General features: G+C 69.6%; 24 protein-coding genes. 16 read left to right on the forward strand and 8 right to left on the reverse strand.

Annotation, left to right across the window (positions count from 1 at the left end; all coding sequences use genetic code 11):
• Positions 1-18: 18 nt before the first annotated feature.
• Both AB0P18_RS05660 and AB0P18_RS05665 read right to left on the reverse strand, forming a co-directional pair.
• Positions 19-708 carry an ABC transporter ATP-binding protein gene (locus tag AB0P18_RS05660; protein WP_363359294.1) on the reverse strand — a complete coding sequence of 230 codons (690 nt, stop codon included), beginning with the start codon at positions 706-708 and terminating at the stop codon, positions 19-21.
• Complete coding sequence (locus AB0P18_RS05665) at positions 705-1,769, reverse strand: ABC transporter permease (protein WP_363359295.1); 1,065 nt, start codon at positions 1,767-1,769, stop codon at positions 705-707. The genes AB0P18_RS05660 and AB0P18_RS05665 overlap by 4 nt, the downstream gene beginning before the upstream one ends.
• A gap of 153 nt (positions 1,770-1,922) precedes the next feature.
• Here AB0P18_RS05665 and AB0P18_RS05670 point away from each other — a divergent pair, with 153 nt between their 5' ends.
• Both AB0P18_RS05670 and AB0P18_RS05675 read left to right on the forward strand, forming a co-directional pair.
• On the forward strand, positions 1,923-3,107 hold the full coding sequence (locus AB0P18_RS05670; protein ID WP_363359296.1) for a sensor histidine kinase: 1,185 nt from the start codon (positions 1,923-1,925) through the stop codon (positions 3,105-3,107).
• Positions 3,104-3,736 (forward strand): response regulator transcription factor, encoded by a 633-nt coding sequence (locus tag AB0P18_RS05675; protein ID WP_363359297.1) that lies wholly within the window; start codon positions 3,104-3,106, stop codon positions 3,734-3,736. The genes AB0P18_RS05670 and AB0P18_RS05675 overlap by 4 nt, the downstream gene beginning before the upstream one ends.
• Before the next feature lie 15 nt (positions 3,737-3,751).
• Here the strand turns inward: AB0P18_RS05675 and AB0P18_RS05680 are convergent, their stop codons facing one another.
• Positions 3,752-5,803 (reverse strand): M3 family metallopeptidase, encoded by a 2,052-nt coding sequence (locus tag AB0P18_RS05680; RefSeq protein ID WP_363359298.1) that lies wholly within the window; start codon positions 5,801-5,803, stop codon positions 3,752-3,754.
• Between the two features lie 93 nt (positions 5,804-5,896).
• On the opposite strand from AB0P18_RS05680, the gene AB0P18_RS05685 reads away from it, so the two are divergent.
• From AB0P18_RS05685 to AB0P18_RS05695, 3 genes are read left to right on the forward strand one after another with little or no spacing between them, the layout of a single operon-like run.
• Positions 5,897-6,520 (forward strand): helix-turn-helix domain-containing protein, encoded by a 624-nt coding sequence (locus AB0P18_RS05685; RefSeq protein ID WP_363359299.1) that lies wholly within the window; start codon positions 5,897-5,899, stop codon positions 6,518-6,520.
• Positions 6,517-6,732, forward strand: a complete 216-nt coding sequence (locus AB0P18_RS05690; RefSeq protein WP_363359300.1) for a hypothetical protein — start codon at positions 6,517-6,519, stop codon at positions 6,730-6,732. Before AB0P18_RS05685 ends, AB0P18_RS05690 begins: the two co-directional genes overlap by 4 nt.
• Positions 6,729-8,018 (forward strand): MFS transporter, encoded by a 1,290-nt coding sequence (locus tag AB0P18_RS05695; protein ID WP_363359301.1) that lies wholly within the window; start codon positions 6,729-6,731, stop codon positions 8,016-8,018. Before AB0P18_RS05690 ends, AB0P18_RS05695 begins: the two co-directional genes overlap by 4 nt.
• A 9-nt stretch (positions 8,019-8,027) precedes the next feature.
• Here the strand turns inward: AB0P18_RS05695 and AB0P18_RS05700 are convergent, their stop codons facing one another.
• The 3 genes from AB0P18_RS05700 to AB0P18_RS05710 all read right to left on the reverse strand — a co-directional run bounded on the left by AB0P18_RS05700 (position 8,028) and on the right by AB0P18_RS05710 (position 11,592).
• Positions 8,028-8,276 (reverse strand): hypothetical protein, encoded by a 249-nt coding sequence (locus AB0P18_RS05700; RefSeq protein ID WP_344053841.1) that lies wholly within the window; start codon positions 8,274-8,276, stop codon positions 8,028-8,030.
• A 1-nt stretch (position 8,277) separates the two neighbouring features.
• Positions 8,278-10,857: a valine--tRNA ligase gene (valS, locus tag AB0P18_RS05705; protein WP_363359302.1), complete on the reverse strand. Its 2,580-nt coding sequence runs from the start codon at positions 10,855-10,857 to the stop codon at positions 8,278-8,280.
• A 78-nt stretch (positions 10,858-10,935) separates the two neighbouring features.
• Complete coding sequence (locus AB0P18_RS05710; protein ID WP_363359303.1) at positions 10,936-11,592, reverse strand: pentapeptide repeat-containing protein; 657 nt, start codon at positions 11,590-11,592, stop codon at positions 10,936-10,938.
• Between the two features lie 245 nt (positions 11,593-11,837).
• Here AB0P18_RS05710 and ileS point away from each other — a divergent pair, with 245 nt between their 5' ends.
• The 4 genes from ileS to ndk are packed head-to-tail and all read left to right on the forward strand — an operon-like array spanning position 11,838 to position 17,409.
• Positions 11,838-15,221 (forward strand): isoleucine--tRNA ligase, encoded by a 3,384-nt coding sequence (gene ileS / locus AB0P18_RS05715; protein WP_363359304.1) that lies wholly within the window; start codon positions 11,838-11,840, stop codon positions 15,219-15,221.
• On the forward strand, positions 15,218-16,570 hold the full coding sequence (locus AB0P18_RS05720) for a folylpolyglutamate synthase/dihydrofolate synthase family protein (RefSeq protein ID WP_363359305.1): 1,353 nt from the start codon (positions 15,218-15,220) through the stop codon (positions 16,568-16,570). The genes ileS and AB0P18_RS05720 overlap by 4 nt, the downstream gene beginning before the upstream one ends.
• A complete protein-coding gene (locus tag AB0P18_RS05725; protein WP_363359306.1) occupies positions 16,567-16,989 on the forward strand; it encodes a DUF4233 domain-containing protein in 423 nt (140 codons plus the stop codon). Before AB0P18_RS05720 ends, AB0P18_RS05725 begins: the two co-directional genes overlap by 4 nt.
• A gap of 3 nt (positions 16,990-16,992) precedes the next feature.
• On the forward strand, positions 16,993-17,409 hold the full coding sequence (gene ndk, locus AB0P18_RS05730; protein ID WP_344053829.1) for a nucleoside-diphosphate kinase: 417 nt from the start codon (positions 16,993-16,995) through the stop codon (positions 17,407-17,409).
• Positions 17,410-17,413: 4 nt separating this feature from the next.
• On the opposite strand, the gene AB0P18_RS05735 is transcribed toward ndk, so the two are convergent.
• Complete coding sequence (locus AB0P18_RS05735; RefSeq protein ID WP_363359307.1) at positions 17,414-18,016, reverse strand: vitamin K epoxide reductase family protein; 603 nt, start codon at positions 18,014-18,016, stop codon at positions 17,414-17,416.
• A gap of 289 nt (positions 18,017-18,305) precedes the next feature.
• Here AB0P18_RS05735 and AB0P18_RS05740 point away from each other — a divergent pair, with 289 nt between their 5' ends.
• Positions 18,306-20,615, forward strand: coding sequence for an Rne/Rng family ribonuclease (locus AB0P18_RS05740; protein ID WP_363359308.1), 2,310 nt, complete (start codon positions 18,306-18,308; stop codon positions 20,613-20,615).
• On the opposite strand, the gene AB0P18_RS05745 is transcribed toward AB0P18_RS05740, so the two are convergent.
• Positions 20,616-20,888, reverse strand: a complete 273-nt coding sequence (locus AB0P18_RS05745) for a DUF4031 domain-containing protein (RefSeq protein ID WP_344053823.1) — start codon at positions 20,886-20,888, stop codon at positions 20,616-20,618.
• Between the two features lie 163 nt (positions 20,889-21,051).
• Between AB0P18_RS05745 and rplU the strand changes: the two genes are divergently transcribed.
• From rplU to AB0P18_RS05775, 6 genes are all read left to right on the forward strand, one after another.
• The gene (gene rplU, locus AB0P18_RS05750) at positions 21,052-21,360 is read left to right on the forward strand and encodes a 50S ribosomal protein L21 (protein ID WP_344053820.1); all 309 of its coding nucleotides are present in this window, start codon (positions 21,052-21,054) and stop codon (positions 21,358-21,360) included.
• 20 nt (positions 21,361-21,380) lie between these two features.
• Complete coding sequence (gene rpmA, locus AB0P18_RS05755; protein ID WP_344053818.1) at positions 21,381-21,638, forward strand: 50S ribosomal protein L27; 258 nt, start codon at positions 21,381-21,383, stop codon at positions 21,636-21,638.
• 105 nt (positions 21,639-21,743) lie between these two features.
• Entirely contained in the window at positions 21,744-23,264 is a 1,521-nt protein-coding gene (gene obgE / locus AB0P18_RS05760; RefSeq protein ID WP_363359309.1) for a GTPase ObgE, read from the forward strand.
• The gene (gene proB / locus AB0P18_RS05765; RefSeq protein ID WP_363359310.1) at positions 23,261-24,115 is read left to right on the forward strand and encodes a glutamate 5-kinase; all 855 of its coding nucleotides are present in this window, start codon (positions 23,261-23,263) and stop codon (positions 24,113-24,115) included. The genes obgE and proB overlap by 4 nt, the downstream gene beginning before the upstream one ends.
• Positions 24,112-25,371, forward strand: a complete 1,260-nt coding sequence (locus AB0P18_RS05770) for a glutamate-5-semialdehyde dehydrogenase (RefSeq protein ID WP_363359311.1) — start codon at positions 24,112-24,114, stop codon at positions 25,369-25,371. The genes proB and AB0P18_RS05770 overlap by 4 nt, the downstream gene beginning before the upstream one ends.
• A 52-nt stretch (positions 25,372-25,423) precedes the next feature.
• Positions 25,424-25,645 carry a hypothetical protein gene (locus tag AB0P18_RS05775; protein WP_344053810.1) on the forward strand — a complete coding sequence of 74 codons (222 nt, stop codon included), beginning with the start codon at positions 25,424-25,426 and terminating at the stop codon, positions 25,643-25,645.
• The last annotated feature ends 7 nt before the right edge of the window (positions 25,646-25,652 follow it).

A 25,652-nucleotide genomic window follows, 5' to 3' on the forward strand; every position in this document is an offset into this window, starting at 1 on the left:
CTCAGGCGCCTCGTCGCGTCAGACGGTCATGCGTTCGCGCGTGAGCACACCGTCATTCATGGTTCGAACCTCGTGCAGGCCGGCTGCGATCGATCTGTCGTGGGTGACGAGCATCGTCGCCGTGGAGCGCTCCTCGGTGAGTTCGAGAAGGACGCGCATCACCTGCGCGCCGCTCTCGGAGTCGAGCGCGCTCGTCGGCTCGTCGACGATCAGCACGCGGGGATCATTCATGAGCGCGCGCGCGATGTTGACGCGCTGACGCTGTCCTCCGGAGAGCTGGTGCGGCCGCTTGTCCCGATGTGCCGTGAGTCCGACCGCATCCAGGAGGTCCACCGCTCGGGCCTTCTCCTGACGCCGCGGGCGTCGGCCCGCCCGCCCGAGCTCGTTCATGACCATGAGCTGCTCGAGCGCCGTCAGCGACGGGAGCAGATTGGACTGCTGGAAGACGATCCCGATGTGCGTGCGGCGCAGCTCCGACGCCTCCGCGGGGGAGAGGGCCGAGGCCTCGACGTCGTCGATCACCACACGACCGGAATCCGGTCGGATGAGGGTGGACGCGACGGCGAGGAGACTCGACTTGCCGGAACCGGAAGGCCCGGTGATCCCCGTGATCGTCCCCGGACGCACGACGAGCGAGACGGCGTCGAGGGCACGCACGCGGGCGGCGCCGTCCGGGAAGGTGAGGGTGACATCGGTCATGGTGATCATCGGTTGCTCCCGAGGGCGGTGAGGGGGCTGGCAGTGGTGACGGCACGGAGGGCGAACGCGGCGCCGATCAGGCCGACCGCGATGAGCAGCACCGCGGGCGCGATCGTCGTCCACGGGCTGAGGAGGTAGGGCAGTGTGCCCGAGACCGCGAGACCCGCGATCAGCACGATGACGGTTCCGATCAGGGTGCCCGCCGTGAGGACCACGAGCGCCTGACCGAGCGCATCCCGCACGAGCGCGCCGTCAGTCGCGCCGAGCGCCTTGAGGATCGCGACGTCGCCGCGGCGCTGCATCGTCCACACCGTGAAGAACGCACCGATCACCAGAGCGGAGATGCCGAACAGGAGCACGACGATCAGCAGGAGCGACCCGATCTCGGACCGGAAGGCCGGCAGGAGGGTGAGCGAACCGAGGCTCGACTGGGATGTCGTCCCCGCGGACGCATCCACGCTCGCCCAGTCCGCGGCGCCGGTGACGAGGATCGCCGTCGCGGTGTCGGCTTCGCCGCCGGTGCGGGACTGCAACTGCTGCCACTGCGACAGCGCCATCCGCACGACGGGGGTGTGGCTGTACCAGTCGTCGCCGGCGATGGACGTCACCTCGTACGGATCGTCCGCGATCGTGATGACGTCCCCGACATCGGCACCGAGCGCGACGGCGGCGGGCGCGGACAGCGCGATCGCCCCGTCCGCGGCCGGCGCCCCCTGCGCGCCGTCGGGCGTCGCGAAGACGGTGACCGCGACCCTCTCACCGGCACTCTGCGCGCGGATCTGCGAGACCCCGAGCGGGATGGCGTCGTCGACGCCGTCGGCACCCTTCCACAGCGAGAGCTGATCGGCCGTGACGGTCGAGTCGGACCAGGTCGGCGACGCGCCCGGAGCGCTCGGGGCCAGGACGATGCGGTCGGCTCCGAGGGTGAGGATGCCGGTGACGTTCTGAGCGGCCAGGCCCCCGGTGAGGCCGCTCAGAAACCCGACCAGGATGCTGATCAGGGTGACGACGATGGCGATCAGGACGAATCGACCGCGGGCGAAGCGCAGATCGCGCCAGGCGACGAACATGTGGTTCCTTTCGGTGGTGTGCCACCAGCCTCGCCGCAGGGGCGCGGCGCCACATCGGCGCCCCGGATGCTTCTTCCGCGCGGAGAGGTGGAGCGCGATCTCCACCTTTCAGATGACGTGCCCGCCGATGCTTCCGCGTAGCGTGGGAGGGTCATGCCCTCCTCGCACGCGTCCGTGAACCCGATCGTCCTCGGGCTGCAGATCGGGCTCCAGATCCTCTTCCTGTCACTCCTGGGCTTCGCCGTTGTGATGGCCCTGCTCTCCGGTGACGACGTCATCCTCGTCGTCGCGATATCCGCGCTCATGCTGCTCACCTATGCCGCGGCGTTCTTCGCCCACGCCGTCACCGCGCCCGCCTGGCGGCGCACTCTGCGGTGGGTGTGGGTGCTGGCCCTCACGGTGGAATGGGCTCTCCTGGTGAGCCTCACGCCGTTCGCGGCCTACCTCGTCTTCCCGCTGTTCTTCCTCTATCTCGAGCTGCTGCCCGAGCCCGCGGCGACGCTGGCGGTGGGGGTCACCACCGCAGCAGCGGTGCTCGCCCTCGGACTCCACGCGGGATGGAGCGTCGGGGGCGTGATCGGACCCATCGTCGGCGCGGGTGTGGCGGTGCTGATCGGCCGGGCGTACCGCGCGCTGCGCCAGGAGGCGGCGGACCATCAGCGACTCTACGAGGAGCTCCAGTCCGCCCAGAGCGCGCTGGCCGCCGCCGAGCGCGAGAGCGGCGTCGCTGCCGAGCGTGCCCGACTCGCGCGCGAGATCCACGACACCGTCGCGCAGGGGCTCGCCAGCATCACGCTGCTCCTGAACGCGGTCGAACGTGCCGACCCGCAGGCGGTCACCGGAGAGCAGGTGCGCCTGGCCCGTGACACAGCCGCGGCGGGTCTCGCCGAGACCCGCCGCTTCATCCGCGAGCTGACACCGCCGGTACTGGACGAGCAGAGCCTCGGGGGAGCGCTGCGGCGGCTCGCCGAGAAGTCCTGGCGCCGACCCGGTCTGCACATCGTCGTCCGCGCCCCCGATGCCCTTGCTCTGCCCATGGACCAGCAGGCGGCGCTGCTGCGTGTCGCGCAGGGGGCGATGGCGAACGTCCTCACCCACGCGGGCGCGACGCGGGCGACGATCACGCTCTCGGCATCCGTCGAGGACACATGTCTGGAGATCATGGATGACGGGGTCGGATTCGACCCCGCCGCGAATGCCGGCCCGTCCGGTCCGTCGTTCGGCTTGCGCGCGATGCAGGAACGCGCCGAGCAGCTCGGCGGCACCGTGTCGGTGCAGAGCGCGGTGGGCGACGGCACCGTCGTCCGCGTCTGCATACCGCGGGAGCACGGGTCATGACCGCGGGGCGGATCACGATCCTCATCGCGGACGATCACCCCGTGGTGCGCGCGGGACTGCGCGCGCTGATCGCGACGGATGCCGCGCTGCAGGTGGTCGGCGAGGCCGACACTCCGGCGGCAGCGGTGCAGGCTGCCCGCGAGCTGAGTCCCGACGTCGTCCTGATGGACCTGCGGTTCGGCACCGCGGAGACGGGCGCGGACGCCACCCGCGTGATCCGGGCGTCCCCGGACGCGCCGGCCGTGCTCGTGCTCACGAATTACGACAGCGACGCCGACATCCTCGCCGCGGTCGAAGCGGGGGCGAACGGCTACCTGCTGAAGGACGCACCGCCCGATGACCTGCTCGCAGCGATCCGGGCGGCGGCGGCGGGGGAGAGCGCACTCGCCCCGGCCGTCGCCGGGCGACTCCTGCATCGTCTGCGCACCCCCGCGACGTCCTTGACCGCTCGAGAGCTGGACGTGCTGCAGCGTGCCGCCGACGGACTCTCCAACGCCGAGATCGCCGCCGCGCTGCACGTGTCCGAAGCGACGGTCAAGTCGCACCTCGCCCACGTGTACACCAAGCTCGACGTGCGCTCCCGCAGCGCCGCCGTCGCCGCGGCCCGCGCGTCCGGGATCCTCGCCTGACCCACGCGCCCTCTCTCAGGCGACGAGGCCGCGCCGATCCAGCAACGGCTGGATCTCGGCATCCCGGCCCCGGAAATCGCGGTAGGCCGCCAGCGGATCCTTCGACCCGCCGACCCCGAGCAGCCGGGTGCGGAACCGGTCGCCGTTCGCGCGCGTGAGCCCGCCGTTCTCCCGGAACCACTCCACGGTGTCGGCGTCGAGCACTTCGCTCCAGATGTACGAGTAGTATCCGGCGCTGTATCCGCCGGAGAAGACGTGCGCGAAATACGTCGATGAGTAGCGGGTCGGCACGGCGGGGTTGTCCAGACCGATGTCGGCGAGGGCGGCCCGTTCGAACGCGACGACGTCGATCTCGGATGCCGCCTCCTCAGCGGTGAGGGAGTGCCAGGCCTGATCCAGCCACGAGGCGGCGAGGTATTCGCTCGTTGCGAACCCCTGGTTGAAGGCCTCCGAGGCGTGCAGCTTCTCGATCACGTCACGCGGCAGCGGCTCGCCGGTCTCGGCGTGGCGTGCGTAGTTGTCGAGCACCTCCGGCCAGTAGATCCACATCTCGTTGACCTGACTCGGGAACTCGACGAAGTCGCGGAAGACGTTCGTCCCCGCGAAGTGGGGGTAGGTGACGGTCGCGAACAGGCCGTGCAGCGCGTGTCCGAACTCGTGGAAGAGCGTGGTCACCTCATCCAGGGTCAGCAGGGTCGGGCGCCCGGCTGACGGCTTGGGAACGTTGAGGTTGTTCACCACGACCGGTGCCGTACCGCGCAGGCGGGACTGCGACACGATCGAGTTCATCCACGCCCCACCCCGCTTCGTGTCGCGCGTGTAGAGGTCGAGGATGAACAGACCGAGCGGCGCGGAATCCGCGTTGAACACCTCGAACACGCGCGCGTCCGGGTGATACGCCCTCAGATCCCGTCGCTCGGTGAACGTCACACCGTACAGCGCGGTCGCCGCGTGGAAGACCCCTTCCTGCAGCACGCGCTCGGCCTCGAACCAGGGTCGGAGGGCACTGCGGTCCAGGTCGTACTGCGCCGCCCGTACCTTTTCGGTGTAGAACGCCCAGTCGTGCGCCTCGAGCGGGAAGGGTTCGGGTTCGCCGTCGATGATCGCCTGCAGCGCCGCCTGCTCGCGCTCGGCGTTGCGGGCCGCGGGTCCGGCGAGGCGGCGCAGCAGGTCGTGGACGGCACCGGGTGAGCCGGCCGTCTCGTCGGCGGTGACGTACGCGGCGTGCGATTCGTAGCCGAGCAGGCGGGCCCGCTCGGCGCGGAGCCGGACGATCTGCGTGAGCACGGCGGTGTTGTCGTTCTCGCCTCCGCGCGAGCCTCGCGCACGCGAAGCATCCAGGATCCGCTTGCGGCTGGTTCGATTCGTGAGCGAAGACAGGTACGGGTGGCCGGTGAAGAGGGTCAGGGTCACCACCCACTTTCCGTCCAGACCACGGTCCGCGGCCGCCTGCGCGGCGGCGGAGAGCTCGCCGTCGGAGAGTCCGTCCAGCTCGGCGGCGTCCTCGAAGACCACGGCGAGGTCGTTCGTGTCGCGCAGAAGGTTCTTCTCGAATGTGGTCGTCAAGGTCGACAAGCGCTGGTTCAGCGCGGTGAGCTCCTGCTTGGCCGCATCGTCGAGTCCCGCGCCGGCATGGGCCATCTCGCGGAAGCGGCGCTGCACGAGGTAGCGCTGCTCGGCATCCAGGTCGAGCGCTTCGAGCTGGTCGTGCAGCGTGCGGATGCGCCAGAAGAGTGCGGAGTCGAGGTCGATCGAATCCTGGTGCGCCGCCATGAGCGGCGCGAGCTCTTCCTCGATCGCCTGGATCTCGGCGGTGGCGTCAGCCGAGGAAACCGTGTAGAAGGTCCGGGCGACATCGCCTAGGAGCTTCCCGCTCGTCTCCAGCGGCAGCATCGTGTTCTCGAACGTGGGCATCGACCGGGCGCGCGTGATCGCGGAGATCTCCGCGCTGTGAGCTGCGAAGGCCTCGCGGAAGGCGGGGAGGTAGTGCTCGGGCTCGATCGCGGCGTAGTCGGGCAGGTCGTAGGGGAGCGTGGGGGGAGACAGGAGGGGGTTCGCATTCGCCATGTCGGTCAGCCTAGCCGCGCCCGAACACACCGCCGCCGTTCCTTTGCAAAGAAACACTTGCAAAGGAATCTTTGCATCTGTATCCTCCTGGGTATGGAAGACGTCGAGCCGGAGCTGTCCCCCACCGAGCAGCGCCACGCCCAGGACAGGGTCCTCGACACCGGTGCGCTGCGCGCACTGGCGCACCCTCTACGCGTGCGCATCTACGACATCCTGAGCCAGTACGGACCGCAGACGGCGAGTTCGCTCGCCGAGATGCTGGGGGAGTCTTCGGGGTCGACGAGCTACCACCTGCGCGCCCTCGCCAAGCACGATCTCATCCAGGAGGCCGCGGACAAGGGCACCGCACGCGAGCGCTGGTGGGAGCGACCCATCGGCGGTGTGTCGTTCGCGAACGCGGACGCGATGAAGACGCCCTCGGGTCGCGCGGCAACCCAGATCGTCATGAACGAATTCATGCGCAACCGCCAGGAACAGCTCATGCGTTTCGTCGACGAGGGGCTGAGCGAGGTCAGCGAAGCCTGGCAGGAGGGCAGCCTCATCTCCACGGCGACGGCCCGCCTCACGCCCCAGCAGAGCAGAGAGCTTTCGCTGAAGATCATGGCGCTGATCGACGACGCCGTGGACACCTATCGCCATCAGACCGGCGAGGACGTACGACCCGTGAGCATCCGAGCCGACCTGTTCCCGCTGCCCGACCTGGGAGAGAAGTCATGACCGCCTTTCCCGCACCGCGCACCCTCGTCCGTGTGACCCGATTCGAGCGGATGCTGCTCGCCGCGGCATCCGCCATCGCCTCGCACGTCGACGCCCGACTCGAACACCGCGCCGGCCCCGCCTATCGTGCGGCGACGCAGGTCCGGAACGGGATGGAGGAGTCCCGTCGGGCCGCGCAGGCTCGCGGCGCCGTCGGGCTCTTGCCGCGATGAGCCCTCACTCCGCCTCGACGGAGACCGGCGCGGCCGACGTGCCGCTGAGCACGCGCAAGACCCAGCTCGGCCGCGACTTCGGGCGATTGTGGACCGCTGCCGCGTTCAGCAATCTGGCCGACGGCATCGGACGCACCGCCGTGCCCCTCATCGCGACGACCCTCACGCGGGACCCCCTGGCCATCGCGGTCATCGGGGCGCTGGCGTTCCTGCCGTGGCTCGTGTTCGGGTTGCCGGCCGGGATGACCGTCGACAGGTTCGACCGGCGCTGGATCATGGCGATCGCCAACACCCTCCGCGGCGGCGTGGCCCTCTGGCTCGCGGTCCTCACCGTGACGGGGGACATCAGCCTGTGGGCCCTCTGGATCGGCACGCTCGTCTTCGGTCTCGGCGAGACGCTGTTCGACAACGCCACGAACGCCGTGATCCCGGGACTTGTCACACGCGCACAGCTCGACCGTGCCAACGGTCGCATGCAGGCCGCGCAGGTCACGATCGACAGCTTCATCTCGCAGCCGATCGCGGGTGTCCTCTTCGCCGTGTCGCTGGCGCTCCCGCTGTGGATCGGCAGCGCGGGCTACCTCGTGCCGATCGCGCTCGCCCTCCTCCTGCCGCTGTCCGCAGCACGTCCGCTGCGCTCGGAGAGCGACGGGGGAGGGAGAGCCCCCGCCGTGCCGGCGCGGGAGGCGATCGCCTACCTGTGGAGTCACCGCTACCTGCGGACGATGGTGCTGTTCACCTCGCTCGTGGGGTCCGCCTTCGCGTTCGCCCAAGCCGCCACGATCCTGTACTTCCTCGACGAGCAGGGCGTGCCGGCGGCGGCGATCGGCTTCGTGACGGCCGGGATCGGCGTCGGCGCCCTCGTCGGCGCACTGCTGGCCCCCACGCTCGTGGCACGCCTCGGCCGCGGGTGGGTCATGCTCGGTGCGAACATCGTCGCCGCGGGCGCGATGATCCTCACCGGGCTCGCCCCGAACGTCATCGTGGCGATCATCGCCTACGCGCTCTTCGCGTTCGCGGTCTCCACCTGGAACGTGCCCTGGGGTGCTCTGCGTCAGCAGATCGTGCCGGCCCACCTTTTCGGGCGGGTCCTCGGCATCATCCGGATGCTGACCTGGGGCATGTTCCCACTCGCCACGCTGCTCGGGGGCTGGGTCGCGAGAGTGGACCTGCGCCTGCCGTTCCTGATCGGCGCCGTCGTCGTCCTGACGGCGAGCATCGCCGCGGCGCGGCTGCTCGTCCTCGGCACGCGCGCTGCGGGTGCCGAGGCGGCCACCGAGGTGTGAGGCCCCGACTCAGCCGAAGCCGTCGCCCTCGTCATGCCGCACGATCGCCCGCCCATCCTCGTCGAGCATCACGATCACGCCCGTGTCCAACTCCGCGATCGGCCGCCCCTCCAGCCAGGTGAGGGTCCACCGGGGTGCCGGCTGACCGAACTGGTCCGCGGGAGTCACGGCTTCGACCGCGGCGATCTGCGCCCGCATCGCCGCAGGCACCGCAGCGGGTGGTTCGTCGCCGGCGGTCCATCTCGTACCGAGCTGCATGTCAGACCTCCTGCGGGGCGAGTTCGATGTCCGAGATGCCCAGGGCGTCGGCATCCGCGTACGTGATCTCGGCGATGCGGCCCACGGCCTTCAGGTCGCCCTCCGCGAGCTGTACGAGTGCGAGCGTCGCGGTGGGGCCGGTGATCGTCATGCTCCGCACCGGGGTCTTCTGCGACGCCTTCGCCTCCGTCTTGGCGCGCCGGATGCCGATGAGCGCGGCACTGACCGCCGACAGGACGGCGGGGTCGCCGCCGCTGCCGGAGTCGGTGGGCCACGGCGCCGTGTGCACGGAGCCCTCGTTGAACCATGACCAGGGCTCTTCCGTCGCGAAGACGAGCACGGGAGCGAGGAGCCGCAGCAGGGTCGACAGAGCGGTGCGCAGCGCGAGCGCCGCAGAGGCTTGTCCGACATCGGTGCGGTCGTACGCGCGCTCCTTGACGAGCTCGAGGTAGTCGTCGCAGAACGTCCAGAAGAACTGCTCGGTCAGCTCGAGTGCGCGGGCGTGGTCGTACGCGTCGAAAGCCTTCGTCGCCTCGCGGACCACGCCGTCGAGCGTCGCGAGCATCGCGGCGTCCAGCGCGTGTGTGACTTCGGCTCCCTCGGGCACCGGGAAGGACAGGACGAACTTGGCGGCGTTGAGCACCTTGATCGCGAGGCGACGACCTATCTTCACCTGCGTGGGGTTCTGCGGGTCGAATGCGGCGTCCGCGCCGAGCCGGCTGGACGCCGACCAGTAGCGGACGGCGTCGGTGCCGTGCTGATCGAGGATGTCCGCCGGAGTCACGACGTTGCCCTTGGACTTGGACATCTTCTTGCGGTCGGGGTCCACGATGAATCCCGAGATCGCCGCGTCCGTCCACGGGGCGCGTCCGTCCTCGAGGGCGCTGCGCAGCATCGTGGAGAACAGCCACGTGCGGATGATGTCCTGCCCCTGCGGCCGAAGGTCGAACGGGGCGACGAGGTTCCAGAGCTCTTCATCGCGCTGCCAGCCGCCGGCGAGCTGCGGGGTGAGCGACGAGGTCGCCCAGGTGTCGAAGATGTCCTTCTCGCCCTCGAACCCGCCGGCGAGGCCGCGCTGGTCTGCGGTGTAGCCGGGCGGGACGTCGGTGGTGGGGTCGACGGGAAGGCTCGCGAGGTCGGGGGTGATCACGCGGTCGTAATCGCGGTCGCCGTTCTCGTCCAGCCCGTACCAGACCGGAATCGGCACGCCGAAGAAGCGCTGGCGAGACACCAGCCAGTCGCCGGTCAGACCGCCGACCCAGTTCTCGTAGCGCACGCGCATGAAGTCGGGGTGCCAGGCCATCTCGGTGCCGAGCGAGATCAGGCGATCCCGGAGGTCCTGGTCACGGGCGCCGTTGCGGAGGTACCACTGCCGCGTCGACACGATCTCGAGCGGACGGTCGCCCTTCTCGAAGAACTTCACCGCATGGGTGAACGGCTTCGGCTCGCCGTCGAGCTCACCCGACGCGCGCAGCAGGTCGACGACGGCCTTCTTCGCGCTGAACACCGTCTTGCCCGCGATCTCGGCGTACGCCGCTCGAGCGGCATCCGTCACGATCACGTCGGGCGCGTCCGCGATCACGCGGCCGTCCTGGCCGAGGATCGTGCGGTTGGGCAGGTCGAGTTCGCGCCACCAGATGATGTCGGTCACGTCGCCGAACGTGCAGATCATGGCGATGCCCGATCCCTTGTCCTTCTGGGCGAGCGGGTGCGCGAGCACCGGCACCTCCACCTCGAACAGGGGGGTGCGCACCGTGGTTCCGAAGAGCGGCTGGTACCGCTCGTCGTCGGGGTGGGCGACGAGGGCGACGCACGCGGCCAAGAGCTCCGGGCGCGTGGTCTCGATGTGCACATCCCCCGAGCCGTTGGTCTTGTGGAACGCGACGCGGTGGTACGCGGCGGGCTGCTCCCTGTCTTCGAGCTCGGCCTGCGCGATCGCCGAGCGGAAGTCGATGTCCCAGAGCGTCGGCGCGAGTGCCTGGTACGCCTCGCCGCGCTCGAGGTTGCGCAGGAACGCGAGCTGGCTCGTGCGGATCGTGTCGTCCGAGATCGTCCGGTAGGTCTGCGTCCAGTCCACGCTCAGCCCGAGCTGGCGGAACAGCGCCTCGAAGTGCTTCTCGTCCTCGAGGGTGAGCGATTCGCACAGCTCGATGAAGTTGCGCCGGCTGATCGGAATCTGATCCGCCGCCTTCGTGCTCTTGTTGTCGCCTCCCTCGAACGGGGGAGTGAAGTCGGGGTCGTAGGGGAGCGACGGATCGCAGCGCACGCCGTAGAAGTTCTGGACACGTCGCTCGGTCGGAAGCCCGTTGTCATCCCAGCCCATCGGGTAGAACACGCTCTTGCCGCGCATGCGCTCGTACCGCACCTTGATATCCGTGTGCGTGTAGGAGAACACGTGTCCGATGTGCAGGCTCCCGCTCGCCGTCGGCGGAGGGGTGTCGACCGAGAAGACGCCCTCCCGCCCCGCCTGGGCGGCACGAAGACGGTCGAACAGGTACGTGCCCTCGGCATCCCACCGATCCGACCATTTGCTCTCGAGCCCCTCCAGGGCGGGCTTGTCGGGAATCAGCGCGTCGGCCATGAGGGTCTCCTTGGCGATATGTGCGGCACCGTGTCTGCGTGCCTGAGTATGGGATGCCCCTCGATTCTACGCGGCGGATCAATCCACGACGCGGATGCCGAGCGCTGCGGCGAGAGCGGGGGCGAGTTCCTGCACTTGACGGGCGGACAGGATCACGCCGCGGACCGAGGCAGGATCGAGGAAGGACAGCGCTTCGAGTCCTCGCAGGTCGAGGTCCTGGGCCCGGACGCCGCGGGTGTCGACGTCGTCCGCACGGCTGTCGATGAAGGACGCCCTCGATACGGAGGACTGCGGCAGGTCCAGCGTGCCGATCGTGCATCCGGCGACAAGGAGATCCGACACCCGCGACGCCGCGAGGGAGAGGTAGGCGACGCGGACGCCGCGCAACTCGAGCTCATCGACGTCGGCATCGGCCAGATCGAGCGTCCCGATGCGGCCGCCGGTGATGCGCACCCGCCGCAGCCGGGCGCCGCGCGCGGTGAAGGTCGTCGCACGCAGGTCCCGGACATCCACATCCACGAGCGTCGCTCCGGTCAGGTCGAGACGATCGACCGAGGCGCCGAAGATCGCGCACTCGGTGATCGCGGCGTGCGCGGCATCCGTCTGGTCCGCAAGCTCCGTCCATCGCTGCTGGAACGACTCCGAGCCGCGACGAGGTGGCACTGCGTCCTGCAGATGCGGGGGGAGATCGGGGGGCGAGACCCGGGGGGCTGCCGGAGCGGAGGGACGGCGCATCCCCTCACGCTACGCCCGGGATCTGCGGGTAGAATCAGAACACCAGCATCGATCCGGCATCACCGGGGAGCTTCCGGAAGAACAGGGCGCGAGCCCCCAGTAGAACCGGACGGGGCAGGCCCGTCACAGCCGCTGTGAAAGGGGCCCTTCCGACGACGTCGGAAGGGCAACGCGGGGTGGTACCGCGGTTTCTCCGTCAGGAGAGGTCGTCCCAGCACGGAAGCACTGCGACCTGCTGGAGCGAGATGACCTACCCCAAGAGCGGCCCCGACGTCCCCCCGAGCCCGCGATTCCCCGCGATCGAGCGCGAGATCATCGACTTCTGGCGCGCCGATGACACCTTCCGCGCCTCGATCGAGAACCGGTCCGGGGAAGAGGAATGGGTCTTCTACGACGGACCTCCGTTCGCGAACGGTCTGCCGCACTACGGGCACCTGCTCACCGGTTACGCGAAGGACCTGTTCCCGCGCTTCCAGACGATGCGCGGCAAGCGCGTCGACCGTGTGTTCGGCTGGGACACGCACGGCCTTCCGGCTGAGCTCGAGGCGATGAAGCAGCTCGGCATCACCGAGAAGGACGAGATCGAGCGCATGGGGGTCGCGACCTTCAACGGCAAGGCCCGTGAATCCGTGCTCGCCTACACGCGCGAGTGGGAGGAGTACGTCACCCGCCAGGCCCGCTGGGTCGACTTCCAACGCGGCTACAAGACGCTGGACACGTCATACATGGAGAGCGTGCTCTGGGCGTTCAAGACCCTGTTCGACAAGGGGCTCGCCTACGAGGGATATCGCGTGCTGCCGTACTGCTGGCGCGACCAGACGCCGCTGTCCAGCCACGAGCTGCGCATGGACGACGACGTGTACAAGATGCGCCAGGATCCGTCCGTCACCGTGACTTTCCCCCTCGTGGGCCTGAAGGCCGAGGCACTGGGCCTCACGGGTGTCCGCGCACTCGCGTGGACGACGACGCCGTGGACGCTGCCCACGAACCTCGCGCTGGCCGTGGGGCCCGGCATCCGTTACGTCGTCCTGCCAGGCGGACCCGGTGGCGCCGCCGACGTGCACCACGGACCGGACGGCCGCAGCGATGAGACCGTCGAAGCCGAAGCGCACCGCTACCTGCTCGCCGAGGATCTGCTTCCGAACTACGCGAAGGACCTCGGCTATGCGACAGCTGCGGACGCCGTCGCGGCGATCGAGGCCGTGCACATGGGCGCAGACCTCGCCGACGTGCATTACGACCGCTTGTTCGACTACTACGCGGATGCCGAGACGTGGGGCACCGAGAACGCCTGGCGGATCCTCGTCGACGACTACGTGACCACGAGCGACGGCACCGGCATCGTGCACCAGGCGCCGGCCTACGGCGAGGACGACCAGCGCGTCGCCGAAGCGGCCGGGATCCCCACGATCCTGAGCCTCGACGACGGCGGGCGATTCCTGCCGACCGTGACGGACGTCGCCGGTGAGCTGTGGATGGACGCGAACACGCCGCTCATCCGCATCCTCCGGCAGGACGGTCGACTCCTGCGCCTGGCGAGCTACGAGCACTCCTACCCGCACTGCTGGCGGTGCCGGAACCCCCTGATCTACAAGGCGGTCTCGAGCTGGTTCATCCGGGTCACCGACATCAAGGACCGCCTGCTGGAGAACAACGAGCAGATCACCTGGGTCCCCGAGAACGTCAAGCACGGTCAGTTCGGCAAGTGGCTCGAGGGCGCACGCGACTGGTCGATCAGTCGCAACCGATACTGGGGCTCGCCGATCCCGGTGTGGAAGAGCGACGATCCCGAGTACCCGCGCGTCGACGCGTACGGTTCGCTCGAAGAGCTCGAACGTGATTTCGGCCGGCTGCCGCGCAACGCCGAGGGCGAGGTCGACCTGCATCGTCCGTACATCGACGACCTGACACGGCCGAACCCGGACGATCCCACGGGGCGCAGCACGATGCGCCGCATCGAGGACGTCCTGGACGTGTGGTTCGACTCGGCCTCGATGCCGTATGCGCAGGTGCACTACCCGTTCGAGAACCACGAGTGGTTCGACGAGCACTCGCCGGCGGATTTCATCGTCGAGTACATCGGGCAGACACGCGGCTGGTTCTATGTGATGCACGTGCTGTCGACGGCGCTGTTCGATCGGCCGGCATTCACGGGTGTGAGCTGTCACGGCATCGTGCTCGGCAACGACGGGCAGAAGATGTCCAAATCGCTGCGCAACTACCCCGACGTCTCGGAAGTGTTCGACCGGGACGGCTCCGACGCGATGCGCTGGTTCCTCATGGGCAGCTCGGTCCTGCGCGGCGGCAACCTCGTCGTCACCGAGGAAGGCATCCGGCAGGGGGTGCGCGAGTTCCTGCTTCCGCTGTGGAACGCGTGGTACTTCTTCTCGACGTACGCGAACGCCGCCGGCGGACAGGGCGGCGTCGGCTACGACGCGGTGTGGCGAACGGACAGCCCGGACGTCCTGGACCGCTACATCCTCGCGCTCACCGGCGACCTGGTGCGCGGTGTCGGCGCCGATCTGGAGGGTCTGGATTCGACCTCCGCGGCGGCGAAGCTGCGTGATTTCGGCGAGGCGCTGACCAACTGGTTCATCCGACGCTCGCGCGACCGGTTCTGGGTCGGGGTGAGCGAAGACCCCCGCAGTCGTGATGCGTTCGACACGCTCTACACGGTGCTCGAGACGCTCACCCGGGTGGCCGCACCGCTCATCCCGCTCGTGTCCGAGCGCGTCTGGCAGGGCCTGACGGGCGGACGGAGCGTCCACCTTCAGGACTGGCCGGACGCGGATGCCTTCCCCGCCGCCGATGACATCCGCTCGGCGATGGATGCCGTCCGGGAGGTGTCGTCGACGGCCAATGCGCTGCGCAAGCGCGAAGGCAAGCGCGTGAGGCTCCCGCTGGCCCGGCTCACCGTCGTGGTCGCGCACGCGGCGGATCTCGCCCAGTTCGAAGACATCCTGCGCGACGAGCTCAACGTCAAGTCGGTCGAGCTCGTCGAGCTCGCCGCGGACACCGCCGCCTCCTTCGGAATCTCCCACCGGCTCTCCGTGAACGCGCGGGCGGCAGGACCCCGCCTGGGCAAGCAGGTGCAGCAGGCGATCCAGGCGGCCAAGGCGGGGGACTGGTCGGAGACCGGCGGCGCCGTGACCGCCGGATCGATCGCCCTCGAACCGGGCGAGTACGAACTGGTGCTCGAGACGACCGGCCGGCCCGAGGGGGAGGCCCTGGCGGTCCTGCCCAGCGGGGGCTTCGCCCTGCTGGACACGACGACGACTCCGGAGTTGGAAGCGGAAGGTCTCGCGCGCGATGTCATCCGCGCCGTGCAGGACACGCGGAAGGCCGCCGGCTTCGATGTCAGCGACCGCATCCGGCTCGAGATCGTGTTCGACGAGCGGGCTGACGCGGAGGCCGTCGCGGCCGCGTTCGCGACGGCCGACGTCGCGAGGGAGACTCTCGCCGTCGCCTCCGGCATCTACCTGGCCGGTCCCGGTGAGGAGCTTCAGACGCTGCATGAGGAGTGGTCCGCCGTGGGGGAGCGCGAGCACACCGAGCGGATCGCCGCCGGCACGTACGCGAACGCCGGCGCCTTCCGGGTCATGGTCGGCAGGGCGGGGGAGCAGCGATGAGCGAACGGGCCAGCGCGGACGCGGTCTACGCCGCCCTCCTGAAGCGGCAAGGCGAGCAGTGGGTGCAGCCCCGCGTGGAGCGGACGCGTCGCGTACTCGAGCTCCTCGACGACCCGCAGCGCACGTATCGCGTGATCCACGTCACCGGCACGAACGGCAAGACCTCGACGAGTCGCATCATCGAGAGCCTCGTGCGGGCACACGGCCTCCGCACCGGGCTGTTCACGAGTCCGCACCTCGAGCGCTTCACGGAGCGCATCATGATCGACGGCGAGCCGGCTCCGGATGCCGCCGTCGCCGAAGCGTGGGACGAGATCGCCCCGTTCGTCGACATCGTGGATGCCGAACTGGCCGCCGCGGGAGACGCACCGCTGACATTCTTCGAGCTTCTGACTGTGCTCGCGTTCGTGGTGTTCGCCGACGCGCCGATCGACGTGCTGGTGCTCGAAGTCGGCATGGGCGGCGCCTGGGACTCGACGAACACCGCTGATGGAGACGTGGCCGTGTTCGCCCCCGTCGACCTCGATCACGCCGATCGACTCGGATCGACGATCCGCGAGATCGCGGGTGTCAAGGCGGGGATCATCAAAGACGGCGCCGCCGTGGTCTCCGCTGCGCAGCATCCCGAGGCAGCTTCTGTCCTGCGCCAGACCGCAGCCGCGCGCGGCGCGACCATCGCGTTCGAGGGCGAGGACTTCGCGCTCACCGAGGCTCGACTTGCCGTCGGCGGCCAGCAGATCTCGGTGCAGGGCATCGCCGGGGCGTACGCGGACGAGTACCTGCCGCTGTTCGGAGAGCACCAGGCGCAGAACGCCGCACTGGCGATCGCGGCCGTGGAGTCGCTCATCGGGGGAGGCGCCCAGCAGATCAGCGGCGACATCCTCGCGGAAGGCCTCGCGCAGGCGACGTCCCCCGGCCGTCTCCAGCTCCTCGGGATCAGCCCCACCGTCATCGTGGATGCCGCCCACAACCCGCACGGCGCGCGGGCGCTCGCAGCGGCGCTGAGGTCCTCGTTCGACTTCGACGAGTGGGGCATCGTGCTCGGCGTCCTTTCCGACAAGGACGCCGAGGGCATCCTCCGGGAGCTCGCGCCACTGGCCTCCCACGTCTTCGCCACGGCGCCGGACTCGGAGCGGGCGAACGACGCCGATACGATCGCCGACCTCGCCGAAGCGCTCGAACTGCCCGTGACGGTGCACGACGACCTCGTGGGCGCCGCCGAGGCCGCGCGGGAGTGGGCGGCGGCATCCGATCGCCGTGCCGTCGTGATCACGGGGTCGGTGATCCTCGCCGGCGAGGCGATCGGTCTCGCGGAGGCTGACGGGTGGAAGGCGGGGTGGGGCGAATGACCACGGCGCCCGAAGAGCCCCGCCGTGCCGCTCGACCGCGGCGCGCCCGCGGCGCCGCGGAGTCGCTCGGATCCATCGTGCTCGCTTTCGAGTCGGTCATCGTCTTCCTCGGGGGACTGGTGATCTTCGGACTCGGCGCGCTGCCGACCGGAATCCCGTCCTGGTGGGGGATCGTCGCCGGCACCTTGCTCGCCGTCGTGATGATCCTCACGGCAGGCATGCTGCGGCACCGCTGGGCTATCGTCCTCGGCTGGCTGCTCCAGGCGGTCGTCGCGCTCGGTGGTTTCCTCGTGCCCTCGCTGTTCCTCGTCGCCCTCATTTTCGGGGGGATGTGGGCGTATGCGACGATCAAAGGGGCTTCGCTGGACGCGCGCAACGCGCGACTGGCCGCCGAAGCCGATTCCCCGAACGGAGACTGACACATGGCCACCGAAGAGACACTCGTCCTCGTCAAGCCCGACGGCGTCGCGCGCGGCCTGACCGGCGCGATCCTCGCGCGCATCGAGGCGAAGGGGTACTCCCTCGTCGATCTGCGGCTGGTCGAACCCGACCGCGACACGCTCGAGCAGCACTACGCCGAGCACGAGGGCAAGCCGTTCTACGAGCCCCTGCTCGAGTTCATGATGTCGGGCCCCTCGGTCGCGATCCGCCTCGCCGGCAATCGCGTGATCGAGGGCTTCCGCTCGCTGGCGGGGACCACCGACCCCACCACGGCCGCGCCCGGCACGATCCGCGGCGATTTCGGGCGCGACTGGGGCCTGAAGGTCCAGCAGAACCTCGTGCACGGGTCGGACAGCCCGGAGTCGGCGGCGCGCGAACTCGCGATCTGGTTCGACTGAAACCTCAGAACAGCGAGCCGAGCACGTCCAGCCGCAGCTGGGCGATGATCGCGATGATCGCGTAGCTGACGACGGCCAGCAGCGGAATCCAGCTCATCAGGCGATCCGCGCCGCCACGGACGCGGCGTGGCGCGGGGAGGATGCCGGTGCGCAGCACGTGCAGGAGCACGGCGTAGAACGTCGGGATCGTGACCACCCAGGTCACCATGCACCACGGGCAGAGCGTGCCGAGCACGAAGACGCTCTGGCTGATGAGCCAGATCACGAAGACGAACGCCAGGGTGACCCCGGCGAGGAACAGCAGCCAGAACCAGCGCGCGAATCGCGCACCGGCGAGGATCGCCGCTCCGACCACGATCGGCGCGACCCAGCCGGTCAGCCCGAGGATCGGATTGGGAAAGCCGAACAGGGCGCCCTGCCACGAGGTCAGGTTCTTCCCGCATTGGACGAGCGGGCTGAAGTTGCAGCCCAGGATCGCGTCGGGGTCGGACAGCAGGTGCAGGCGCTCCATCGTGAGCGAGAACGCGGCCCACCAGCCGATCGCGCCGGCGATGATGAACCACACCGCCAGTGCCGTCGGACGGGTGCGGCTCACGGACTGCGTCATGGTTCGGATTATGACATCGCGCGCTGAGCACACGCCGCGTGAGCGCGCCGTCGAAAACATCCGCGGTGACCGGCCGCGCATTCGGCCGGTGAAAGTGCGATAATGATCTCCGACGCTTCGCGGCCGCGCCGCAGAGGTGTCACCCAGAAGACTTCGGGCGATGAACGCCCATCGCAGCATGAGCCACGGGCCGGCTGCAGACCGAGTGAGTTCGCGGCACCGCAGGTGCGGCACCGCACGAGATTTCGCCGGACGACGCGCGGTGTCGTTCGCAGGGAGTAAGCCAGTGATGGCCGATGAGACCGATGCACACCTCCAGCCCCCGACAGACGCAGACGGCGCCTCAGCGCCTGTGGGACCGACCGACGCCGAGGCGCCGGTAACCGACACCACAGACGCACCCCCCGCTGAGGACGCGCCCGCGGCCGAAGAATCGCCCGCGCCCGCCGAATCGCCCGCGGCCGAAGGCGCGCCCGCCGAAGGCGCGCCCGCCGAGGACGCGGCAAACGGCGAGGAGCCGCTCGCGGTGGCCCCCACGGCACCCGCCGAGCCAGCCGTCGTCGAGCCGAGCGGACCCAAGTCCGCCGTGGAGCTCGGCCTGCTTCCGCCGGTCTTCGTGTCGGCCGTCTCCACGCAGCTGTTCTTCCACGCGCCGCCGCCGCTCCCGCCGCTCCCCGCCGAGCCGGACGTGCAGGCCGAGGGTCCGTCGTCCACGAGCGCGCGCCGGCGCAGCCGCCGGCGCGGGGGAGAGGGCGGCGATTCCGCCGGCCCCACGGAGGCACCGCCTGCGCCGCGTCAGCGCACCGTCGAACTCATCACCGAGCCGCAGCGCATCAAGGGCTCCACCCGGCTCGAGGCGAAGAAGCAGCGCCGCCGCGACGGGCGTGAGGCCGGCCGCCGCCGGGCCGTCGTCACCGAGGCCGAGTTCCTCGCACGCCGTGAGGCCGTCGACCGCGAGATGATCGTGCGCTCGAAGAACGGACGCATCCAGATCGCGGTCCTCGAGGACAACGTCCTCGTCGAGCACTACGTCGCCCGCAACCAGGACGCGTCACTCATCGGCAACGTGTACCTCGGTCGCGTCCAGAATGTTCTCCCGAGCATGGAGGCGGCTTTCGTCGACATCGGCCGCGGCCGCAACGCGGTGCTGTACTCGGGCGAGGTCGACTGGGACGCTGTCGAGACCGGCAACCAGCCGCGTCGTATCGAGCTGGCTCTCAAGAGCGGCGACCGTGTGCTCGTCCAGGTCACGAAGGACCCCGTCGGGCACAAGGGCGCCCGTCTGACCAGCCAGATCTCGCTCCCTGGTCGCTACCTCGTGTACGTGCCGGGCGGCGCCATGAACGGGATCTCCCGCAAGCTCCCCGACACCGAGCGCGCACGCCTGAAGAAGATCCTGAAGGAAGTCCTCCCGGAATCCTCCGGCGTGATCGTGCGCACGGCCGCCGAGGGCGCGACCGAGGATCAGCTGACACTGGACGTGCAGCGTCTCACGAGCCAGTGGGAGCACATCAGCCGCCAGGTGGAGTCGATCCAGGCCCCGGCGCTTCTGCACTCGGAGCCCGATCTGCTCGTCAAGATCGTCCGCGACGTCTTCAACGAGGACTTCACGAAGATGCTCATCCAGGGCGAGGACGCGCACCAGACGATCACGGCCTACCTTCAGAGCGTCGCCCCCGATCTCCTGGACCGCGTGAGCGTCTACGACAGCGAAGCCGACCCGTTCGACGAGTTCCGGGTGACCGAGCAGATCGAGAAGGCGCTCGACCGCAAGGTGTGGCTGCCCTCGGGCGGATCCCTCGTGATCGACCGCACGGAGGCGATGACGGTCGTCGACGTGAACACCGGCAAGTTCGTCGGCTCGGGCGGAAACCTCGAAGAGACCGTCACGAAGAACAACCTCGAAGCCGCCGAAGAGATCGTCCGTCAGCTGCGGCTGCGGGACATCGGCGGCATCATCGTCGTGGACTTCATCGACATGGTGCTCGAATCCAACCGCGACCTGGTCCTCCGGCGCCTCGTGGAGTGCCTGAGCCGCGACCGGACGAAGCATCAGGTGGCCGAGGTCACCTCGCTGGGTCTGGTCCAGATGACGCGCAAGAAGCTCGGACTCGGGCTGCTGGAGACCTTCAGCGAAGCGTGCGAGGTCTGCGCCGGTCGCGGGGTGATCGTTCACCACGATCCCGTCGTCAAGCACCGGGCGCCGATCGGCAACGGGCAGCCTCCGGGACGTCGCCCCCGCACGCCCGCGGCGAACGGAAACGGCAGCACCGGCGGCACGCATGTGATCACGGAGGGCGTGAAGTCCGCGCTCGCCCAGATCGCGGCATCCACGATCCACTCACATCACGAGGAAGAGCTCGCCCCCGTCGCGGCACCCGTGGTCGAGGAAGCTCCGGTGGAGCGTCCGAAGAAGCAGCGCAAGAAGCGGGCGGATGCGGCGGCCAAGACCCCGCGGACCGAGAAGGATGCGCTGCTGGACTCCGTCCTGAGTGCCCTTCCCGAGCCGAAGGCGCCGGGACAGGGCCGATCACGCCGACGCGTCACGACGGCGGCGCTGACCGGAACACCGGTCTCGCACACGCCCGCGGAGGAGTGATCAGCCGGCACGACGCTCGCGCGCCGTCACCCGCAATCCTGAAGCGATGAGGGAGCGGACGAGGGTGCGCCCGTCCACGTGACGGGCGCCGGCGGCGATCAGACGCCCGTGCGCCTCATCGGGCACGTCGTAGTGGTCGCGGTCGAAGCCGCGGCGAGGGATGCCGTTCGCCGCGGCGAACGCGTGGAGCTCCTCCAGGCTCGTGTCGCTCACAAGGTGCGCCCACAACCGGCCGTGTGCCGGCCAGCGCGCGTCGTCGATCAGGATCGCCACGCCCCGATCCTACGCAGGGCCGCGCCGCGACCTGCCGCGCTTTTGCCCTTCTCCGCCCGATCCGGTAATGTATTCCTTTGGTGCGTTGACGACATTTCTGCTCCGCACCGAGTCTTTCCTCAGGCACCCGGAGCCGCGCGCTCCCCGAAGAAACAGGTATGAAGTGGTCTACGCAGTTGTGCGCGCCGGTGGTCGGCAGGAGAAGGTCCAGGTCGGCACGATCGTGGTCCTGGATCGTCAGGCCGCGAAGATCGGCGACAAGATCCAGCTCCCCGCGGTGCTGCTGGTCGACGGCGACGCCGTCACGACCGACGCCGACAAGCTCGCGAAGGTGACCGTCACGGCCGAGGTCCTCGGCGAGGAGCGCGGCCCCAAGATCGTCATCCAGAAGTTCAAGAACAAGACCGGCTACAAGAAGCGCCAGGGGCACCGTCAGGACCTCACGCGCGTCAAGGTCACCGGCATCAAGTAAGCACGGAAGAGGCTGAAGACATGGCACACAAAAAGGGCGCAAGCTCCACCCGCAACGGTCGTGACTCCAACGCACAGCGCCTCGGCGTGAAGCGCTTCGGCGGCCAGCAGGTCCTCGCCGGCGAAATCATCGTCCGCCAGCGCGGCACGCACTTCCACCCCGGCGCGAACGTCGGCCGCGGCGGCGACGACACGCTGTTCGCCCTCGAGGCGGGCGCCGTGCAGTTCGGCGCGAAGGGCGGCCGCAAGGTCGTCAACATCGTCGTCCCGGCGGAGTAGTCCGCCGCACGCAGTTTCTCGTGGAGGGGGCGGGCTTCGGCTCGCCCCCTCCACGCATTCACACCCGCTGTCGCTGTGCGGCACGACTGATCTGAGGGGGAGCGCATGGTCACCTTCGTCGACCGCGTCACGCTGCACCTGTCCGCCGGCAAGGGCGGCAACGGCTGCGTGTCGGTCAAGCGCGAGAAGTTCAAGCCCCTGGCAGGTCCGGACGGCGGCAACGGCGGCCACGGCGGCGACATCGTGCTCGTGGCCGACCCGCAGGTGACGACGCTGCTGTCGTATCACCACTCGCCGCACCGTTCCGCGGGCAACGGCGGATTCGGCATGGGCGATCACCGGTCGGGAGCTCTCGGCGAGACGCTCGAGCTCCCCGTGCCCGTGGGCACCGTGGTGAAGGACGTCACCGGCGAGACGCTCGTCGACATGATCGAGCCGGGGATGCGCTTCATCGCGGCGCCCGGAGGCATCGGCGGCCTCGGCAATGCGACCCTCGCCACCCCCAAGCGCAAAGCGCCCGGGTTCGCGCTCCTCGGCACGCCGGGGTGGCAGGGCGATGTCCTGCTCGAGCTGAAGACCGTCGCCGACGTCGCCCTGGTCGGGTACCCGTCTGCGGGCAAGTCGAGCCTGATCGCGGCGATTTCGGCCGCTCGACCGAAGATCGCCGACTACCCGTTCACCACTCTGCATCCGAACCTCGGCGTCGTGCAGGCCGGCGACGTGCGCTACACGGTCGCCGATGTCCCCGGCCTCATCGAGGGCGCGAGCGAGGGCAAGGGGCTCGGTCTCGAGTTCCTCCGGCACGTCGAGCGCTGCACCGCGCTCGTGCACGTCCTGGATTGCGCCACCCTCGAACCCGGCCGTGATCCGATCAGCGACCTCGAGGTGATCCTCGCCGAGCTCGGCGCCTACCCCGTCCCCGAGGGGCAGCGCCCGCTGTTGGAGCGCCCGCAGATCGTCGTGCTCAACAAGATCGATGTCCCCGAGGCAAAGGACCTCGCCGAGCTCGTGCGACCGGATCTGGAAGCGCGCGGATTCCGCGTCTTCGAGATCTCGACGGTCAGCCACGAGGGGCTCCGTCCGCTCACGTTCGCGCTGGGTCAGATCGTCGCCGAGCACCGGGCCGTCGAGGCGAGCAAGCCTCCCGTGGAGCGCATCGTCATCCGCCCGCAGGGCGCCGAGCGCGAGTTCACGATCCGGGTGGAAGGCGGCACGTACGGCGACATCTACCGCGTGCTGGGCGTCAAGCCCGTCCGCTGGGTGCAGCAGACCGACTTCCAGAACGAGGAGGCCGTCGGCTACCTCGCGGACCGGCTCGAGAAGCTCGGCGTCGAGGACGAGCTGTTCAAGGCGGGCGCCCAGCCCGGCTCGACCGTCGTGATCGGCGAAGGGGACGGCGTCGTCTTCGACTGGCAGCCGTCGCTCGGCTCGGTCGCCGAGCTCATGACCGCGCCGCGTGGGACCGACCCGCGCCTGGACATGAACCCGCGACGCACCACGTCGCAGCGCCGCGAGAAGTACTACGCGAGCATGGACGCCAAGGCGGAGGCCCGCGCGGAGCTCGAGGCCGAGCGCATCGCGGCGAAGAACGGGCAGATCGGCACGGGCGACGAGGGGGTCGAGTGACCATCTCCTCGCGCGCGGACATCCCGGGGTCGCGTCGCATCGTCGTCAAGGTCGGCTCGAGCTCGATCAGCGGCGAGAACGCCGGCAAGATCCAGCCGCTGGTCGAGGCCCTCGCCGCGGCGCACGGTCGCGGCACCGAGGTGGTGCTGGTCTCCTCCGGCGCGATCGCCACGGGGATGCCGTACCTCCGCCTCGCGGAGCGGCCGAGCGATCTGGCCACGCAGCAGGCCGCGGCGGCCGTCGGTCAGAACGTCCTGATCTACCGTTACCAGGAGGCGCTGCGACCGTTCGCGATCGTCGCCGGCCAAGTGCTCCTCACCGCCGGTGATCTGGAGAACGCGACGCCGCGCTCGAATGCGCGGCGGGCGATGGAGCGACTGCTCGGTCTGCGCATCCTCCCGATCGTCAACGAGAACGACACCGTCGCCACGCACGAGATCCGCTTCGGCGACAACGACCGGCTGGCAGCTCTCGTCGCGCAGCTCATCGGCGCGGACGCCCTGGTGCTGCTGAGCGACATCGAGTGCCTGTACACGCGTCCGCCGGACGAGCCTGGGGCCGAGCCGATCCGCCGCGTCCGGCACGGGGACGATCTAAGCCGCTACGAGTTCGGCTCGGTCGTGGTCAACAGCGTCGGCACCGGTGGCGCGGCGACGAAGGTCTCCGCGGCACGCGTCGCGACGGCATCCGGTGTGGGCGTTCTCGTCACGAGCGCCGACCTCGTGGACGCGGCCTTGCGCGGCGAGGACATCGGCACGTGGTTCGACCCGCATCCCGACCCCGTCGGGACCGCGGCTGGACCCGTCACCGCGCCGGTGCCCCGTACGGGCGGCGATACACTGGGCCGATGACCATGACCGCAACGACGGCACGCGAGCGGATGCTGCTCGCGAAGTCCGCGGCTCGCACGATCGGTCTGCTCTCGGACCACGCGAAGCGCGACGCCCTGCGTTCGATCGCCGATGCGATCGAGGCGGCCACGCCCGAGATCGTCGCCGCGAACATCGACGATCTCGACCGCGGACGTGCCGGCGGACTGTCGACGGGGCTCCTGGACCGGCTGCGCCTGGACGCACCGCGGGTCGCCGCGCTGGCCGCCGCCGTCCGCGACATCGCGGAGCTGCCGGATCCGGTCGGACGCGTGCTCGACGAGCGCACGCTGCCCAACGGGGTCGAACTCACGAAGATCAGTGTGCCTTTCGGGGTCGTCGGCTCGATCTACGAAGCGCGCCCCAACGTCACGGTCGACATCGCGGCCCTCGCCCTGCGCTCCGGCAACGCCGCGGTCCTGCGCGGCGGGTCGGCGGCCGAGCAGACGAACGCGGCCCTCGTCGCCGCGATGCGCGGTGCGCTGGCGGCCGAAGGCATCGATCCCGAGGCGATCCAGACCGTCGATGAGTTCGGCCGCGACGGCGCCCGCGAGCTCATGCAGGCGCGCGGTGTGGTGGATGTCCTCGTGCCTCGGGGGAGCGCCCATCTGATCGAGACGGTCGTCACCGAATCCTCCGTGCCCGTCATCGAGACCGGAGCGGGCGTGGTCCACATCGTGCTCGACGAATCAGCCCCGCTGGAGTGGGCGCGCGAGATCGTCGTGAACGCGAAAGTGCAGCGGCCGAGCGTCTGCAACGCCGTGGAGACGGTACTCGTGCACCGCGACGCCGCCGCACGCCTCCTGCCGGATGTCATCGGCGACCTGCAGGCCCACGGGGTCACCGTCCACGGCGACGACGTCGTCGCGGGGCTCGTGAACGGGATCGTCCCGGCGGTCGAGGAGGACTGGGCGACCGAGCACATGAGCCTGGACATCACCGTCGGTGTCGTGGCCGATCTCGACGAGGCCCTCGCGCACATCCGCCGGTACTCCACGCAGCACACCGAATCGATCATCACGCAGGACTCCGCCAACGCTGAGCGGTTCCTCGCCGAAGTGGATTCGGCGGTGGTCATGGTCAACACGTCGACCCGGTTCACGGACGGCGGCGAGTTCGGCTTCGGCGCCGAGGTCGGCATCTCGACCCAGAAGCTGCACGCCCGCGGGCCGATGGGGCTAAATGAGCTGACGAGCACCAAGTGGCTCGCGCGCGGCTCCGGACAAGTCCGGGCCTGACCGATAAACTGAGAGCGCGTCGCACGAGCACGCGGACCCGAACGGAGCACGAATGACCCTGGCCTCGCTGGTCGCCCTCGCCGCCGAAGAATCCGGGCACGGCAACGTCGCCCTCGAGACCGTCGTGTTCGGCATCATCGCCATCGCGGTCTTCGGCGTCCTCGCCCTCGTCACCCTTTCGTATCGCAACGTCGCCAACCGGCACTCGCACAAGGCCGAGGCGTACGCGGCCAAGCACGCGAATGACGTGCAGCAAGCGGGGCACGGCCACTAGGCCGACT

The sequence above is a fragment of the Microbacterium sp. NPDC064584 genome (assembly GCF_040687315.1).
GTDB classification, from domain to species: domain Bacteria; phylum Actinomycetota; class Actinomycetes; order Actinomycetales; family Microbacteriaceae; genus Microbacterium; species Microbacterium lacus.

Excerpts from the sequence above, each read along its gene's own strand:
- AB0P18_RS05660 (WP_363359294.1), bottom strand. The coding sequence starts at position 708 with ATGATCACCATGACCGATGTCACCCTCACCTTCCCGGACGGCGCCGCC.
- AB0P18_RS05665 (WP_363359295.1), bottom strand. The coding sequence starts at position 1,769 with ATGTTCGTCGCCTGGCGCGATCTGCGCTTCGCCCGCGGTCGATTCGTC.
- AB0P18_RS05670 (WP_363359296.1), top strand. The coding sequence starts at position 1,923 with ATGCCCTCCTCGCACGCGTCCGTGAACCCGATCGTCCTCGGGCTGCAG.
- AB0P18_RS05675 (WP_363359297.1), top strand. The coding sequence starts at position 3,104 with ATGACCGCGGGGCGGATCACGATCCTCATCGCGGACGATCACCCCGTG.
- AB0P18_RS05680 (WP_363359298.1), bottom strand. The coding sequence starts at position 5,803 with ATGGCGAATGCGAACCCCCTCCTGTCTCCCCCCACGCTCCCCTACGAC.
- AB0P18_RS05685 (WP_363359299.1), top strand. The coding sequence starts at position 5,897 with ATGGAAGACGTCGAGCCGGAGCTGTCCCCCACCGAGCAGCGCCACGCC.
- AB0P18_RS05690 (WP_363359300.1), top strand. The coding sequence starts at position 6,517 with ATGACCGCCTTTCCCGCACCGCGCACCCTCGTCCGTGTGACCCGATTC.
- AB0P18_RS05695 (WP_363359301.1), top strand. The coding sequence starts at position 6,729 with ATGAGCCCTCACTCCGCCTCGACGGAGACCGGCGCGGCCGACGTGCCG.
- AB0P18_RS05700 (WP_344053841.1), bottom strand. The coding sequence starts at position 8,276 with ATGCAGCTCGGTACGAGATGGACCGCCGGCGACGAACCACCCGCTGCG.
- valS (WP_363359302.1), bottom strand. The coding sequence starts at position 10,857 with ATGGCCGACGCGCTGATTCCCGACAAGCCCGCCCTGGAGGGGCTCGAG.
- AB0P18_RS05710 (WP_363359303.1), bottom strand. The coding sequence starts at position 11,592 with ATGCGCCGTCCCTCCGCTCCGGCAGCCCCCCGGGTCTCGCCCCCCGAT.
- ileS (WP_363359304.1), top strand. The coding sequence starts at position 11,838 with ATGACCTACCCCAAGAGCGGCCCCGACGTCCCCCCGAGCCCGCGATTC.
- AB0P18_RS05720 (WP_363359305.1), top strand. The coding sequence starts at position 15,218 with ATGAGCGAACGGGCCAGCGCGGACGCGGTCTACGCCGCCCTCCTGAAG.
- AB0P18_RS05725 (WP_363359306.1), top strand. The coding sequence starts at position 16,567 with ATGACCACGGCGCCCGAAGAGCCCCGCCGTGCCGCTCGACCGCGGCGC.
- ndk (WP_344053829.1), top strand. The coding sequence starts at position 16,993 with ATGGCCACCGAAGAGACACTCGTCCTCGTCAAGCCCGACGGCGTCGCG.
- AB0P18_RS05735 (WP_363359307.1), bottom strand. The coding sequence starts at position 18,016 with ATGACGCAGTCCGTGAGCCGCACCCGTCCGACGGCACTGGCGGTGTGG.
- AB0P18_RS05740 (WP_363359308.1), top strand. The coding sequence starts at position 18,306 with ATGGCCGATGAGACCGATGCACACCTCCAGCCCCCGACAGACGCAGAC.
- rpmA (WP_344053818.1), top strand. The coding sequence starts at position 21,381 with ATGGCACACAAAAAGGGCGCAAGCTCCACCCGCAACGGTCGTGACTCC.
- obgE (WP_363359309.1), top strand. The coding sequence starts at position 21,744 with ATGGTCACCTTCGTCGACCGCGTCACGCTGCACCTGTCCGCCGGCAAG.
- AB0P18_RS05770 (WP_363359311.1), top strand. The coding sequence starts at position 24,112 with ATGACCATGACCGCAACGACGGCACGCGAGCGGATGCTGCTCGCGAAG.
- AB0P18_RS05775 (WP_344053810.1), top strand. The coding sequence starts at position 25,424 with ATGACCCTGGCCTCGCTGGTCGCCCTCGCCGCCGAAGAATCCGGGCAC.